This window comes from Mycobacterium sp. ITM-2016-00318 (genome assembly GCF_002968285.2).
Lineage (GTDB): Bacteria > Actinomycetota > Actinomycetes > Mycobacteriales > Mycobacteriaceae > Mycobacterium.
On sequence record NZ_CP134400.1, the window covers coordinates 4,582,891 to 4,595,494 of the forward strand.

A 12,604-nucleotide genomic window follows, 5' to 3' on the forward strand; every position below is an offset into this window, starting at 1 on the left:
GCAACCCAATGACTGAGCAGCGGCGATATCCCGGCAATAGTGCAAACACAGCCGAATTGGCCCTATTTGTCCCAAGATTTCAGTAGACCTATAGGCACCCGAGTAAGAAACGGACGAACCTGTCAGTACGTCCCGTGACAACGAAGCACATCTCTGGCTGGCCGAGTGGAACTGAGAAGAGTTGACCTGGCCACCAACGCGATGCGGATCGCTTGCTCAGGCGAAACCCTGTGCCCGTCGACCTCGGCCCCGTCGGCGATGTGATCAAAACCCCCTTTGACCCAGCCGTTGAAGGCGTTGCCGCGTGGGCCACAGCCTCTGGAGACGAGAGCGCCGCCGCCCGCCTCAGTTCGACCCGTCTCGTTAGAAAGCTTGGGCAGGATGAATGAGAAGGGAGCGGTTCGCCCGCCTGCGGCGCACGAGCTGACCTGGGCGTCACCGAACCCTGTACCGGAAAGGGTCGTAGGGCGGCAACTTCGCAATCTAGCTGCCGGGAAAGCGAAACCCCTCCGCCGGTTCGGTCGTGGAATTACGGCTTCTTGAAGGCGTCCTTGGCCTTCTCACCAGCGCCTTTGAGGTCGGACTTCGTCTGGTCGGACTTGCCCCGATTCTGAATGGTTCTGTCACCGGTGAGTTTGCCGAACGCTTCCTTAACCTTGCCAAGAAGGCCCTGGCCCTGGTTCTTCGCCTTATCCGTACCGCTCATGGGAACTTCTCCTTCTCACCGGGAAAATCGGCCTGCTGGCCGAGTCGGTGACATAGAGGTGTACCTCGTGGGCCAATCGCCAAACGTCAAGGTCGTTCCATTAGGTTCATCCGACTCGCGGTCGCGGTCGCGCCGGTCATGGTCGTTCATCAGGGGCACTGGACCGAACGCTAGCCAAGAACCCGCGCACCACTGGGGTAGCCGTCACCACGGACATCACAATTGTGGCAACTACCAGCGGAAGCCAGATCGGACGAGAGTGGTCGGCATGCCAGATAACCACCATGAACAACAGGGTCGTGACAAACACCACGATGTCGCGCCAGTGTTCGGTGAAATATTTGGTCTTCCTCTTAAACTCCCGACTCTTCTCTTGAGCCACGAGGAGGGCTTCGACGTGCTCTGCGATCACTCGCTTGAACGCGGCTCGACGGGCCACCTCGTCTTCCGGAATCCGCTGCAGTAAGTCCAGTTCCGAAATGATGACGGCGCGCAAGTCTGCACCACTCGGTCCCGATTTGCCCGCCATGCCGCCGAGCAGAAGGCCACCGGCTAGCGGTGCCACACCTGTCACGATTGCACCCACACCAACCATGGACCATCGCCTCCTTCGGTCACTTCACTAACCCTGCAGCCAGTGTTTCAGGAGTTCACCTCGCCCATTGAAGAACCGTGTGAAGCGTAGGGCGGCGGCACCGACGAGCAGAGATCACCCGTCGGCACCGCTTCACCTACTTGCGGACCAGAGTGCAACTGGGGCGTAGATGTGTTCCTACGCCCGAACCATGGTCCAACTGGGCTGGTGGTAGTCACCCGGACCCGGGCAGCGCACATCCATCGCAGCGGTGTTGACCCAAAGCGCGGTCAGGCACAACAGCCGGACCGCGCTTCAGCTCAGCCGGTTCACTACTACGCCGGGGCCAGCGTGATGTTGTGCGACTCTCCGGGGGCCTTCACTACGTTGTCGCAAGTGTTGTCCGGTATGACCTCCCGGAACCAGCCCGTCAATGACACCGGGTCGACTTGGTAGTACATCTTGACGGGTGCGTGGCGTGAGTATCCGTGCAGGTGACGTTACTGGGGAGTTCCCGCCACCACTCCCACGCGGTGGCACCGACGGGGTTGGCGCGTACGGTCCACCCCTGGCCGGTCTCGCCGCCATCACTGGTCACGTCTAGGCAATTGTCCCCGCAGGGGGTAAACGTCCACCGGGCTGTGTCGTCAGGGTTATCCACCGTGACTTTGTTGTACGTCCCGCTGATCGGCGCTCCGGCCTAAGCTGTAGCCACCGGAACCGGCTCGCTGACGTCGGGCTGGGCTACCTCACGCTGGGCCAACCGTTGACCACGCTGTCCGGCGGCGAGCGGCAACGGCTGGAGCTGGCATCCCAGATGGGCGACAAGGCGGGCGTCTACGTCCTAGACGAGCCGACCTCGGGTCTGCACCTCGCCGACATCGAGCAGCTCCTCGGGCTGCTGGATCGGCTCGTCGACTCCGGTAAGTCCGTCATCGTCATCGAGCATCATCAGGCGGTGATGGCGCACGCCGACTGGATCATCGATCTTGGGCCGGGAGCCGGCCACGACGGGGGCACGGTGGTCTTCGAAGGCACACCCGCCGAGTTGGTCGCCGCGGCGAGGCGGAGTGAGCATGCTGGGCCCACGCCCGCAGGGCAGGGGACGACGAAGGAGCGAGGAGCGGAGCGACAACGCAGCGCGGCATAACAGGTACCACCCAAAGGTCAACCCTGACCGGTGAGCACCTGGCCGACTACGTCGGGTTCTGATCGGCCTCGTCGGTCGGAGCCTGCGGATCGTCGGTCGGCTGCTCGTCGGGCGGCTCGTCCTGGGCGGCCGCGGGCGGCTCATCCTCGGCGGGCGGCGGTGGCTCGACCACATCGAGGACGCCGTCGTCGTACGGGTCGTACAGCGGTGAGCCGGTGCCCGGCGGCGCGGGGGTGTCCGAGTGCGCGCCGCAACCGTATTCGGCGTCGACCACGTGGCCGTCGGCCGACAACTCGTTGGCGCAGACGCCGAACATCAGGCCGAGCGATCCGGACACCGGGACATAGAAGCCGCAGTCGCGGCACACCCTTCGGGTGGACCTGGCCATCGTCGACCCAGGCCCGTAGTCGCCGTCGTGCCAGCGTTCAGCGGCGTCGAGCCGACCCAGCCGGCTGAGCAGGCGCCGCCGACCCAGCCCGAGCTCGTAGGCGACGTCGTCGATTGCGGGATCTCCGGTCGCGGCGAAGCCGGGCACCAGGCGCGGGTCTTCGACGGGTGGGGACAGCAGGTCGCCGGGGCCGAGATCGCCAGGCCGCAGCCGCTCTTCCCAGGGCACCCACTTCGGCGCCAGCAGCGCCGTCGGCCCCGGGACCAGCACCACTTCGCTGATCGTCGCGTGGTCGGCACCGGGATGCGCCGCCACCACGACCGCCCACTGCCAGCCCTGATAGCCGGGCTGGTTGGCCAGGAAACGATGGGTGGCGGCGGTGGAGTCGTCGAACGTGGCGCCCAGATAGTCGCCGACGGTGTCGCCGCTGTGCTCGATGATCGCCGCGCGCGCGAGGTCGACGGCGCCCATCAGCACCGCCTCCAGGTCCGCCGACCGCTCGGTCGCCGGTGTCGCCGAGCTGTCCTCGGTGGATTCCGTCACGCTGTCCACGAACTTAATAGTGCCCGACCGGTCTGTGCGCAGCCACACCCGGTCGGCTGCACGACGCCGTCCCCGTGATGGGGGAGAATCTCATTGTGAGCGGATCGGGGCGTGACCCAAGGGACGGCGCGGGCGCTCGTGATCCCCGGTACTACCCGCCGCGCCCGCCCGCCGACCACGGTGATGGGGGGCACCGCCCCCGTGGCGACGAACACCCCGGCATGGCGAACTACCCCAGCGACGGGGTGGATCACCGGCGTCAGCGACGTTCCCCACCGAGCGCGAACCGCTATCTGCCGCCGCTCGAGGAGCGGGCGTCGGCCCGCAGCGATCCCGGCATCGGAGAGGGTCTCGGGCAGAAGCCGCCTGGCCCACGCGGTGCAGCCCAGCGCAGCCGCGAGATGGGCTCGAAGATGTACGGCCTGTTTCACCGGGCTGCGACCGCAGACGGCGCCGACAAGTCGGGGCTCACCGCGCTGACCTATCCGGTGATGGCCAACTTCGCCGTCGATGCGGCGATGGCCGTCGCGCTGGCCAACACATTGTTCTTCGCCGCCGCCTCCGGGGAGAGCAAGAGCAAGGTCGCGCTGTACCTGCTCATCACGATCGCGCCCTTTGCGATCATCGCGCCGCTGATCGGTCCCGCGCTGGACCGGTTGCAGCATGGCCGCAGGCTCGCGCTGGCCATGTCGTTCGCGTTGCGCACGGTGCTTGTGGTGGTCCTGATCGCCAATTACGACGGCGCGACGGGCGGCTACCCGTCATGGGTGCTCTACCCGTGTGCGCTGGGAATGATGGTGTTGTCCAAGTCATTCAGCGTGTTGCGCAGCGCGGTGACGCCGCGTGTGCTGCCACCGACCATCGACCTGGTGCGGGTCAACTCGCGGCTCACCGTATTCGGGCTGCTCGGCGGGACCATCGTCGGCGGAGGGGTGGCCGTCGGCGCCGAGTACCTGTTCAACCTCTTCGGCATGCCAGGTGCGCTGTATGTCATCGTCGCGCTCACGTTGGCGGGCGCCGCGCTGTCGATGCGCATCCCCAAATGGGTCGAGGTCACCGAGGGTGAAGTGCCCACCACGCTGAGCTATCACGGCGGGGACGACGAACTGCGGCGTCATCCGCAGCGCTCACCAGAACAGGGGAAAGCCCGACAGCCGTTGGGCCGCAACATCATCACCTCGCTGTGGGGCAACTGCACGATCAAGGTGATGGTCGGCTTCCTGTTCCTCTACCCCGCGTTCGTGGCCAAGTCGCACGACAAGAGCGGCTGGGAGCAGTTGATGATTCTGGGCCTGATCGGGGCCGCGGCGGCGATCGGAAACTTCGGCGGCAACTACGCCAGCGCACGGCTGCAGCTCGGCCGTCCGGCGCAGCTGGTCGTGCGCAGCACGATCGCGGTCACCCTGGCAGCGCTGGCGACGGCACTCACCGGCAAGCTGATGGTGGCGGCACTGGCGGCGCTCGTCACCGCGGCGGCGGCAGCAGTCGCGAAGGCCTCGCTCGACGCTTCACTTCAGGACGACCTGCCCGAGGAGTCGCGCGCTTCGGCGTTCGGTCGTTCGGAGTCGCTGCTGCAGCTGGCGTGGGTGGCCGGCGGCGCGACGGGGGTGCTCGTGTACACCCAACTGCACATTGGCTTCACGGTGATCTCGACGATTCTGATCCTCGGTCTGGCGCAGACTTTGGTGAGCTATCGCGGCGACTCCCTCATTCCGGGCCTCGGCGGTAATCGGCCCGTGCTCGCGGCCCAGGAGGGTGCTTGGCACGATCCGGCTGGGGTGCCCCGCGAGTGAGGAAAGGTCTGGCGGTGCTCGCAGCCGTCGTCGTGCTGGCGTCCGTCGCGACCGGCGTACTCATCTGGCGGTTGACCCGTCACCCGGCGTCCGAGCATCCGGAGATCAGCGCCTACACGCGCGGGCAGTTGGTGCGCATCGGCCCGTACCAGTACTGCGCGGTGCTCAACCCCACGGACTGTGAAACCCCGCGCGCCGACGGTGAATTGGCAGTCGACCCGCGACACACCGATCCCATTCAACTGTCGGTGCCGCCCGCCATCGCCGACGCGCCCTGGATCCTGGTACGCACCTACGAGGACTCCGACGTCGTCAACGAGTTCCGGCCCGCCACCACGCACGCGGTCACCATCCCCACGATGGACCCGCGTCGCGGGCGACTCTTCGGGTTCGCCGTGCAGTTACCCACGCTGGTCCGCGACGAGCAGGGCAACGAGTTCCCGTGGACGCACGCCGAGTGGTCGGTGAAGACTGCCTGGTCCTAGGCCGCTCCATGCCCGGCCGGTACCCGCTCGCCGTCCCGCGTCGGCCCCGGCGGCGTACCGTCGCCGAACGGCCTGCCGCCCAAGGCTTCCCGATCGTGCGGGGTCAACCAGTTGGACAGGTCAGGCCCCTTCGGGACGATGCGCGTCGGGTTGATGTCGGTGTGCACGATGTAGTAGTGCTGCTTGATCTGCACGAAGTCGACGGTGTCGCCGAAGCCGGGCGTCTGGAACAGGTCACGCGCGTAGGCCCACAACGCAGGCATCTCGTCGAGCTTGGACCGGTTGCACTTGAAATGCCCGTGATAGACGGGATCGAAGCGGGCCAGCGTGGTGAACAACCGGACGTCGGCCTCGGTGATGTTGTCCCCCACCAGATATCGCTGATTTTCCAGCCTCGCGTTGAGCCAGTCCAGCGCGGTGAACAGCCGGTCGTAGGCACTGTCGTAGGCCTGCTGCGAACCGGCGAAACCGCAGCGGTACACGCCGTTGTTGACCTCGGTGTAGATGCGTTGGGCGACCTCGTCGATCTCGTCACGCAGCGCTTCGGGATACAGCTGCGGTGCGCCGTCGCGGTGACACTGCGTCCACTCGCCCGAGAAGTCGAGCGTCATCTGCGGGAAATCGTTGGTGACCACCTGACCGGTGGGCACGTCGACGATCGCCGGAACCGTGATGCCCTTCTCGTAGTCGGGGAAGCGGGCGAAGTAGGCGTCCTGCAGCCGCGGGATCTTGAGCACCGGGTCGACGCCGCCGGGGTCCAGATCGAAGGTCCAGCTGCGCTCGTCGTGGGTGGGCCCGCAGAAGCCGATGGACAGTACGTCTTCCAGCCCGAGGAGGCGCCGCACGATGATTGCGCGGTTGGCCCACGGACAGGCCCGCGCGACGATCAGCCGGTAGCGGCCGGGTTCCACGGGATAGCCGTCGCGACCGTCCGCGGTGATGCGGGTTTCGATGTACTTGGTGTCGCGGTTGAACTCACCGCCGCCGGAGACGTATGCCACGCCCCCAGCATGCCCGCTTTCCTCCGTTGACTCTGCGGCCCGGGCGCGAATCCGAGAAACTTGCGCCCTCAGCGCGGACTCAACGCCGTGTCCGCGCGAATGAGTGAGGGCTAAGCCTGGCCGTCGAGCTCGCGGGCGACGGCGCGCACCACTTCGGAGACCCGGCGCGCAACCTTGCGGTCGGGGTAACGGCCTTTGCGCAGCTCGGGCTGCACCGCGCCCTCCAGCAGCGTGATCATGTCCTCGACCATGCCGTGCAGTTCGTCGGGCGAGTGCTTGTGCTCGGCCGCAGCGGCTTCGCGGCGGGTGCGGGTCAGGCTCGGTGGCGGGTCGAGCACCTTGACGTTCAGCGCCTGCGGGCCGCGTCGGCCTGCGGCCATGCCGAATTCGACCTTCTGCCCCGCTTTGAGTCCTTCGACACCTGCGGGCAGGGCCGAGGAGCGGACGTAGACGTCCTCGCCTTCCTCCTGCGAAAGGAAGCCGAAGCCCTTGTCGGCGTCGTACCACTTAACCCGGCCGGTCGGCACTGGTCTCACCCGCTTGCAATCTCGTATCTACATAAGGAAAGCGTCCCGCCGTTTCCGCTGGGACGCGCATGCGTGATCCTACTCGGAGGCCGCCGCGACCAGCACCCCCATTACTCGGTAGGCTGAAACCACAGCTGGAGGAAGAGATGCGCCTGATCCTGAACATCATTTGGTTGGTCTTCGGCGGCCTGTGGCTGGCGTTGGGTTACCTGCTGGCGGCGCTCATCTGCTTCATCCTGATCGTCACGATCCCGTTCGGGTTCGCCTCGCTGCGCATCGCCTCCTACGCACTGTGGCCCTTCGGCCGCACGGTGATTGACAAACCCGGCACCAGGCCGGGCGCGCTCGTCGGAAACGTCATCTGGGTGCTGCTGTTCGGCATCTGGCTGGCCATCGGCCACGTCATCACCGCGGTCGCGATGGCGATCACGATCATCGGTATCCCGCTGGCGCTGGCCAACCTCAAGCTCATCCCGGTCTCGCTCGTGCCGCTGGGCAAAGAGATCGTGCCGGCCGACTCCCTGGACGCCCCCGTGCGAGCCGCCGCGTGACGGTCACCCCGCTCGGTCTTCCGTCGGTCAAGCGGCCCGTGGGGCCCGCGCCGACCGACGGGCCGCTGCTGGACACCTACGGCAGGGTCGCCACGGACCTGCGGGTGTCGCTGACCGACCGCTGCAATCTGCGCTGCACCTACTGCATGCCCGCAGAGGGGCTGGACTGGATGGCCGGTGACCAACTGCTGGGCGTCGACGAGCTGACTCGGCTGCTTCGCATCGCGGTGACGCGGCTCGGGGTCACCCGCGTTCGCTTCACCGGCGGCGAGCCACTGCTGGCCAAACGACTAGAGGACGTGGTCACCGCCACTGCCGCATTGCAGCCTCGGCCAGAAATCACGTTGACCACCAACGGAATCGGGCTCGACCGTCGCGCGGAAGGTCTCAAGCGCGCCGGGCTGAACCGGATCAATGTCTCGCTCGACACCGTCGATGCCGAGCGCTTCGCCCACATCACCCGACGCAACCGGCTCGACGATGTACTGGCCGGGCTGACCGCCGCGCATCAGGCCGGCCTGCGGCCGGTCAAGGTCAACGCCGTGCTCGACCCGGAGACCGGGCTCGAGGACGCGGTCACGCTGCTGCGCTTCTGCCTGGACCACGACTATCGGCTACGCATCATCGAGCAGATGCCGCTGGACGCCGGCCATGCATGGTCGCGTGGCACCGCACTCGGCGCCGGCGACATATTGGCGGCCCTTCAGCGCCAATTCCGGCTGACGCCCGATCCCGCTCCGCGCGGCTCGGCGCCGGCACAGCTGTGGCTGGTCGACGGCGGACCCGCCACCGTGGGCGTCATCGCGTCGGTGTCAGACGCGTTCTGTTCGGCCTGCGACCGCACCCGGCTGACCGCCGACGGCCAGGTCCGCAGCTGCCTGTTCTCCCGCGAGGAAACCGACCTGCGCGGCCTGATGCGCGCGGGCGCCGACGACGACGCCGTCGAGGCGGCATGGCGCGCGGCGATGTGGGCCAAGCCGGCGGGCCACGGCATCAACGATCCGGATTTCGTGCAGCCCGACCGCCCGATGAGCGCGATCGGCGGCTGACGGTGCGCACGCGAGGAGCAGATACAACAGTGCGCACACGAGGAGCAGATCGAACAGTGCACACGACGTCGACGGCGAGCCTGCTGCTGACCGTCCGTTATTTCGCCGCGGCACGCGCGGCTGCGGGCACTGAGAGCGAGACGGTGCGGGTGGCTCCGGGCACGACGGTCGCCGCGCTCGTCGACACCCTCGCCGCACGCGACCCGGAACTTGCCCGGGTGCTCAAACGGTGCTCGTTTCTGTGCGACGGGATCGCGGTCCGTGACGAGGGGCTAAACCTGCTCGACGGCCAGACTGTCGATGTGCTTCCGCCCTTTGCCGGCGGATAAAAGTGATTTCCGTCACATCACGAAATGGTCACGAACTGGCTACGGCTCCGTGACCTAGAAGATAGACCAGCAGAAACGCCCGGGATTCCTGGGCTTTTAGAACCCCATTAGGATTTGCCATCGGGCGAAACGCCGCAGGTGGCAAAAGATGAATAAAACGTGCCGAGCCGCTAGCTTCTTCCCCAAGCCAGTCGACCCTAATCGGCTAGCCCTTCCTGTCCGATAGCGCCGAGCTCCATCCGTCGGGCAGGGAAACGACGAACAACAGGGATGGAGGCGGGGGACCCACCGGTCCACCGAACTAAAAGGACCAGGAGCCGCTTGCGGCTCCTTGGGGTGAAGCCGAACCGTTCTCACCGACGGTCGGCCGGGCAACCTCTCCAGCCCGAACCCGACAGCTGACCTCGTGGGCGCATCAGAGAGGAATCAACGCACCTATGAGTGGACGGCATCGTAAGCCCGCTACATCGGCCAAATCAGTCGCAAAAGTCGCCTTCACGGGCGCAGTCATCGGTACCGGGGGCCTCGCCCTCGCCGGGCAAGCCGGCGCCGCCACCGATGGCGAATGGGACAAGGTCGCAGCCTGCGAGTCAGGCGGAAACTGGGCCATCAACACCGGCAACGGATATCAGGGCGGACTGCAGTTCTCGCCCGGCACCTGGAGCGGGCACGGCGGTGGCGAGTACGCGCCAGCTGCTCATCTCGCCTCCAAGGAAGAGCAGATCGCGGTCGCCGAGCGGGTGCTCGGCAGCCAGGGTCGCGGCGCGTGGCCGACCTGCGGTCGCGGGCTGTCCAGCGCAAGTCCACGCAACGTCGTCGAGGATGTCCAGGAGGGCGTGAACAACGCGCTGGACGCCGTTGGCCTGAACGGCGAACTGCCGCCGCCTCCGCCGGTCGATCCCGTCGCACCGCCGCCGCCTGACGCTGCCCCGGTGGACGCGATGGCCGCCCCGCCGCCGCCCGCCCCCGAACTTCCTCCCCCGCCGCCGGCCCCCGAGGCTGTTGCGCTCGACGCGCCGCTGCCAGAAGCGCCGCCCGCTTCCGAGCTTCCGCCACCGCCGGCCCCAGAGGCTGTCGCGCTCGACGCGCCGCTGCCAGAAGCGCCGCCCGCTCCGGAGCTTCCGCCGCCGCCGGCCCCAGAGGCTGTCGCGCTCGACGCGCCGCTGCCCGAAGCGCCGCCCGCTCCGGAGCTTCCGCCGCCGCCGGCTCCCGAGGCCGTCGACGTCGTCGCCCTGGACCCCTCGGCGATGCCGACCACTCCGGTGCTGCTGGAGACCCCGCACCCCGACGCCGCGCCTGCAGAGGCATCGGTGGTCGACGCCTCGCTGCAGCAGCCCGCGCCGGACTGGGATGTCGCCGAGGCGCCTGCGGACGGACCACAGCGGTGGTCGCTGCACACCACGCCGATGCCGCTCGAGCCCGCACCCGTCGTTCCGCCCGCCCCGGCACCGGCGGCGGCGCCCGATCCGCTGGCGATGGTCAACTCCGTCGACATCCCGCAGCCCGCCTTCGACGCCGCCAACCAGGCGATGACCGGTGAGCTGCCCGTGGTGCCCGCCGAGATTCCGCACCTGGTCAGCCCGGAGAACCTGCCGACCGGTACCACTCTGGACGCGGCGGCAGTACCTGCCGAGAGCGCCAACGTCGGGTACCTCAAGGAGCTGTGGCACGCGATTCAGACTCAGGACATCACGGGCAAGGACGCGCTGCTGGCGTTGACCCAGCGCCCGCTGAGCACACCCGGACCGGAAAACCTGAACACCCCCGGAGTGGCGCCGGTTCCCGGTGCGAACGTCCCGCCTGCTCCGCTCGGCGCCGAGGCCCCGATCCCCGATCCCGGTGCCGCGGTTCCGGCAGTTCCGCTGCCGCCCGCCTGATCCGGTCCGCTCAGGCGGAGTTCACCCACTCGTCGGAACCGTCGGCGAAGAACTGGTGCTTCCACACCGGTAGCCGCTCTTTCACGCGGTCGACCAACCGGGCGCAGACGTCGAACGCGGCCTGTCGGTGATCGGCCGCGACGGCGGCCACCAAGGCCGCGTCACCGATCTCGAGCCTGCCGATGCGGTGGCTGACCGCGATCGCTCGCACGCCGTCGGAGTCGGCCGCGATCTGGGCGACCACCTCAGCCAGGGTCTGCTGGGCGCTCGGATGCGCGGAGTACTCCAGCCGCGTCACCGTGCGCCCGCCGTCGTGATCGCGCACGACACCGGCGAAGCCGACGACCGCCCCTGCGGCCTGATGCCCGACGACGTCCTCGTGCTCGGACAGCTCGATGGTCTGCTCGGTCAGATCTGCACGCAGCACGACGGCGGTCATTGTCTGTGGTCCTTACCAGCGAGCTGATCGAGAGCATGCTCGAGGACGTCGTCGAGGACACCGAGACCGTCCTTGACGCCACCGGTGGAGCCCGGCAGGTTCACCACCAGCGTGCGGTCCTTCACGCCGCAGACGCCGCGCGACAATACCGATGTCGGCACGTGCGGCAGCCCCGACCGCCGGATCGCGTCGGCGAGGCCGAGAATCTGATAGTCGACGATGCCCGCAGTGGCTTCGGCGGTCCGGTCGGTCGGCGAGATACCGGTACCGCCGGACGTGATCACCACGTCCGGCTTCTCGCCGATGGCTGCCGTCAGCGCGTTGTACACATCGGCGCCGTCCGCGACCACCGTCGGAGTAGGCGTCGTGATGCCGCGGCGGTTGAGCCAATCGATGATGATCGGGCCGGTGCGGTCGGAGTAGACACCGGCCGCCGCGCGGGTCGACGCGATGACGACTCGTCCGGTCCGTGTCACGGCCGCGTCCACAGCCCCGTTTTGCCGCCTTCTTTGCGCAGCACCCGAATGTCGTCGATGCCGGCTGCGGGGTCGACGGCCTTGAGCATGTCGTAGAGGGTCAGCGCCGCCACGCTGACCGCCGTCAGCGCCTCCATCTCCACGCCGGTGCGATCGGTGCTGCGCACCGTGGCGGTGATGCCGACCTCGGTGTCGCCGATCTCGAAGTCGACGTCGACGCCGGTCAAGGCGAGCTGATGGCACAACGGAATCAGATCGCTGGTGCGTTTGGCCGCGAGGATGCCCGCGATGCGCGCGGTGGCCAGGGCGTCACCCTTGGGCAGACCGCCCGAGGCGATGAGGGCCACGACGTCCGCGCGGGTACGCAGGGTGCCCGCCGCGACGGCGGTGCGCTTGCTGGCGTCCTTGCCCGTCACGTCGACCATGTGCGCCGCACCCGTGTCGTCGAGGTGCGACAGAGTGGGGCCGGCCGGGCCGGAATGATCGGCGCCGGCCACGACTACCGGTTGACGACTGTGACCGGGTGCGTATATGGCAGCTCGTCGGAAGGCAGCGGGAACGTCAGGTCGCCGAAGGGCGACAGCGCGCCTGTCCGGTCGGCGGCCACCTCGCTGACCGCGTGATCGTCTTCGCCGGTCGCCGGCCACCCGTTGTCGACGTAGCGGGCCTTCTTCTTCTTGTCTGCCACGCTTCACATTGTGGCAGGCGCCGCGACC

Annotated in this window: 15 protein-coding genes, 1 pseudogene and 1 riboswitch; of the genes and pseudogenes, 7 read left to right on the top strand and 9 right to left on the bottom strand. The window is 67.7% G+C overall.

The window, feature by feature from the left end:
- Window positions 1-529 precede the first annotated feature (529 nt).
- A complete protein-coding gene (locus C6A82_RS22495) occupies window positions 530-706 on the bottom strand; it encodes a CsbD family protein (protein ID WP_105343891.1) in 177 nt (58 codons plus the stop codon).
- Between the two features lie 136 nt (window positions 707-842).
- Window positions 843-1,301 (bottom strand): hypothetical protein, encoded by a 459-nt coding sequence (locus C6A82_RS22500; RefSeq protein WP_142405916.1) that lies wholly within the window; start codon window positions 1,299-1,301, stop codon window positions 843-845.
- A 700-nt stretch (window positions 1,302-2,001) separates the two neighbouring features.
- Between C6A82_RS22500 and C6A82_RS22505 the strand changes: the two are divergent.
- Window positions 2,002-2,430: pseudogene (locus tag C6A82_RS22505) on the top strand (ATP-binding cassette domain-containing protein); the annotation flags it as partial.
- Between the two features lie 46 nt (window positions 2,431-2,476).
- Here C6A82_RS22505 and C6A82_RS22510 read toward each other — a convergent pair.
- Window positions 2,477-3,289: a DUF3027 domain-containing protein gene (locus C6A82_RS22510; protein WP_105343897.1), complete on the bottom strand. Its 813-nt coding sequence runs from the start codon at window positions 3,287-3,289 to the stop codon at window positions 2,477-2,479.
- 149 nt (window positions 3,290-3,438) lie between these two features.
- On the opposite strand from C6A82_RS22510, the gene C6A82_RS22515 reads away from it, so the two are divergent.
- Both C6A82_RS22515 and C6A82_RS22520 read left to right on the top strand, forming a co-directional pair.
- Entirely contained in the window at window positions 3,439-5,154 is a 1,716-nt protein-coding gene (locus C6A82_RS22515) for an MFS transporter (RefSeq protein ID WP_311101479.1), read from the top strand.
- Window positions 5,151-5,639 (top strand): DUF2771 domain-containing protein, encoded by a 489-nt coding sequence (locus tag C6A82_RS22520; RefSeq protein ID WP_105341998.1) that lies wholly within the window; start codon window positions 5,151-5,153, stop codon window positions 5,637-5,639. Before C6A82_RS22515 ends, C6A82_RS22520 begins: the two co-directional genes overlap by 4 nt.
- Here the strand turns inward: C6A82_RS22520 and C6A82_RS22525 are convergent.
- Both C6A82_RS22525 and C6A82_RS22530 read right to left on the bottom strand, forming a co-directional pair.
- Window positions 5,636-6,640: a glutathione S-transferase family protein gene (locus tag C6A82_RS22525; RefSeq protein WP_105342000.1), complete on the bottom strand. Its 1,005-nt coding sequence runs from the start codon at window positions 6,638-6,640 to the stop codon at window positions 5,636-5,638. The two genes, C6A82_RS22520 and C6A82_RS22525, sit on opposite strands and share 4 nt — an antisense overlap.
- A gap of 110 nt (window positions 6,641-6,750) precedes the next feature.
- A complete protein-coding gene (locus C6A82_RS22530; protein ID WP_105342002.1) occupies window positions 6,751-7,167 on the bottom strand; it encodes a cold-shock protein in 417 nt (138 codons plus the stop codon).
- 146 nt (window positions 7,168-7,313) lie between these two features.
- On the opposite strand from C6A82_RS22530, the gene C6A82_RS22535 reads away from it, so the two are divergent.
- From C6A82_RS22535 to C6A82_RS22550, 4 genes are all read left to right on the top strand, one after another.
- Window positions 7,314-7,718 carry a YccF domain-containing protein gene (locus C6A82_RS22535; protein WP_105342004.1) on the top strand — a complete coding sequence of 135 codons (405 nt, stop codon included), beginning with the start codon at window positions 7,314-7,316 and terminating at the stop codon, window positions 7,716-7,718.
- The gene (gene moaA, locus C6A82_RS22540) at window positions 7,715-8,767 is read left to right on the top strand and encodes a GTP 3',8-cyclase MoaA (protein WP_105342005.1); all 1,053 of its coding nucleotides are present in this window, start codon (window positions 7,715-7,717) and stop codon (window positions 8,765-8,767) included. Before C6A82_RS22535 ends, moaA begins: the two co-directional genes overlap by 4 nt.
- A 56-nt stretch (window positions 8,768-8,823) precedes the next feature.
- Window positions 8,824-9,096 carry a MoaD/ThiS family protein gene (locus tag C6A82_RS22545; protein ID WP_233216736.1) on the top strand — a complete coding sequence of 91 codons (273 nt, stop codon included), beginning with the start codon at window positions 8,824-8,826 and terminating at the stop codon, window positions 9,094-9,096.
- 216 nt (window positions 9,097-9,312) lie between these two features.
- Window positions 9,313-9,524, top strand: a riboswitch (cyclic di-AMP (ydaO/yuaA leader).
- A 9-nt stretch (window positions 9,525-9,533) separates the two neighbouring features.
- Window positions 9,534-10,973, top strand: a complete 1,440-nt coding sequence (locus tag C6A82_RS22550; protein ID WP_311101480.1) for a transglycosylase family protein — start codon at window positions 9,534-9,536, stop codon at window positions 10,971-10,973.
- A 10-nt stretch (window positions 10,974-10,983) separates the two neighbouring features.
- Here the strand turns inward: C6A82_RS22550 and C6A82_RS22555 are convergent, their stop codons facing one another.
- Genes C6A82_RS22555 through C6A82_RS22570 form a run of 4 tightly spaced genes read right to left on the bottom strand, consistent with a single transcriptional unit; the run spans window position 10,984 to window position 12,576 of the window.
- The gene (locus C6A82_RS22555; RefSeq protein ID WP_311101481.1) at window positions 10,984-11,412 is read right to left on the bottom strand and encodes a molybdenum cofactor biosynthesis protein MoaE; all 429 of its coding nucleotides are present in this window, start codon (window positions 11,410-11,412) and stop codon (window positions 10,984-10,986) included.
- Window positions 11,409-11,888, bottom strand: coding sequence for a MogA/MoaB family molybdenum cofactor biosynthesis protein (locus C6A82_RS22560; RefSeq protein ID WP_311101482.1), 480 nt, complete (start codon window positions 11,886-11,888; stop codon window positions 11,409-11,411). Before C6A82_RS22560 ends, C6A82_RS22555 begins: the two co-directional genes overlap by 4 nt.
- Window positions 11,885-12,385 (bottom strand): cyclic pyranopterin monophosphate synthase MoaC, encoded by a 501-nt coding sequence (moaC, locus tag C6A82_RS22565; RefSeq protein ID WP_255419218.1) that lies wholly within the window; start codon window positions 12,383-12,385, stop codon window positions 11,885-11,887. The genes C6A82_RS22560 and moaC overlap by 4 nt, the downstream gene beginning before the upstream one ends.
- A gap of 2 nt (window positions 12,386-12,387) precedes the next feature.
- Window positions 12,388-12,576, bottom strand: a complete 189-nt coding sequence (locus C6A82_RS22570) for a hypothetical protein (protein ID WP_105342845.1) — start codon at window positions 12,574-12,576, stop codon at window positions 12,388-12,390.
- Between the last annotated feature and the right edge of the window lie 28 nt (window positions 12,577-12,604).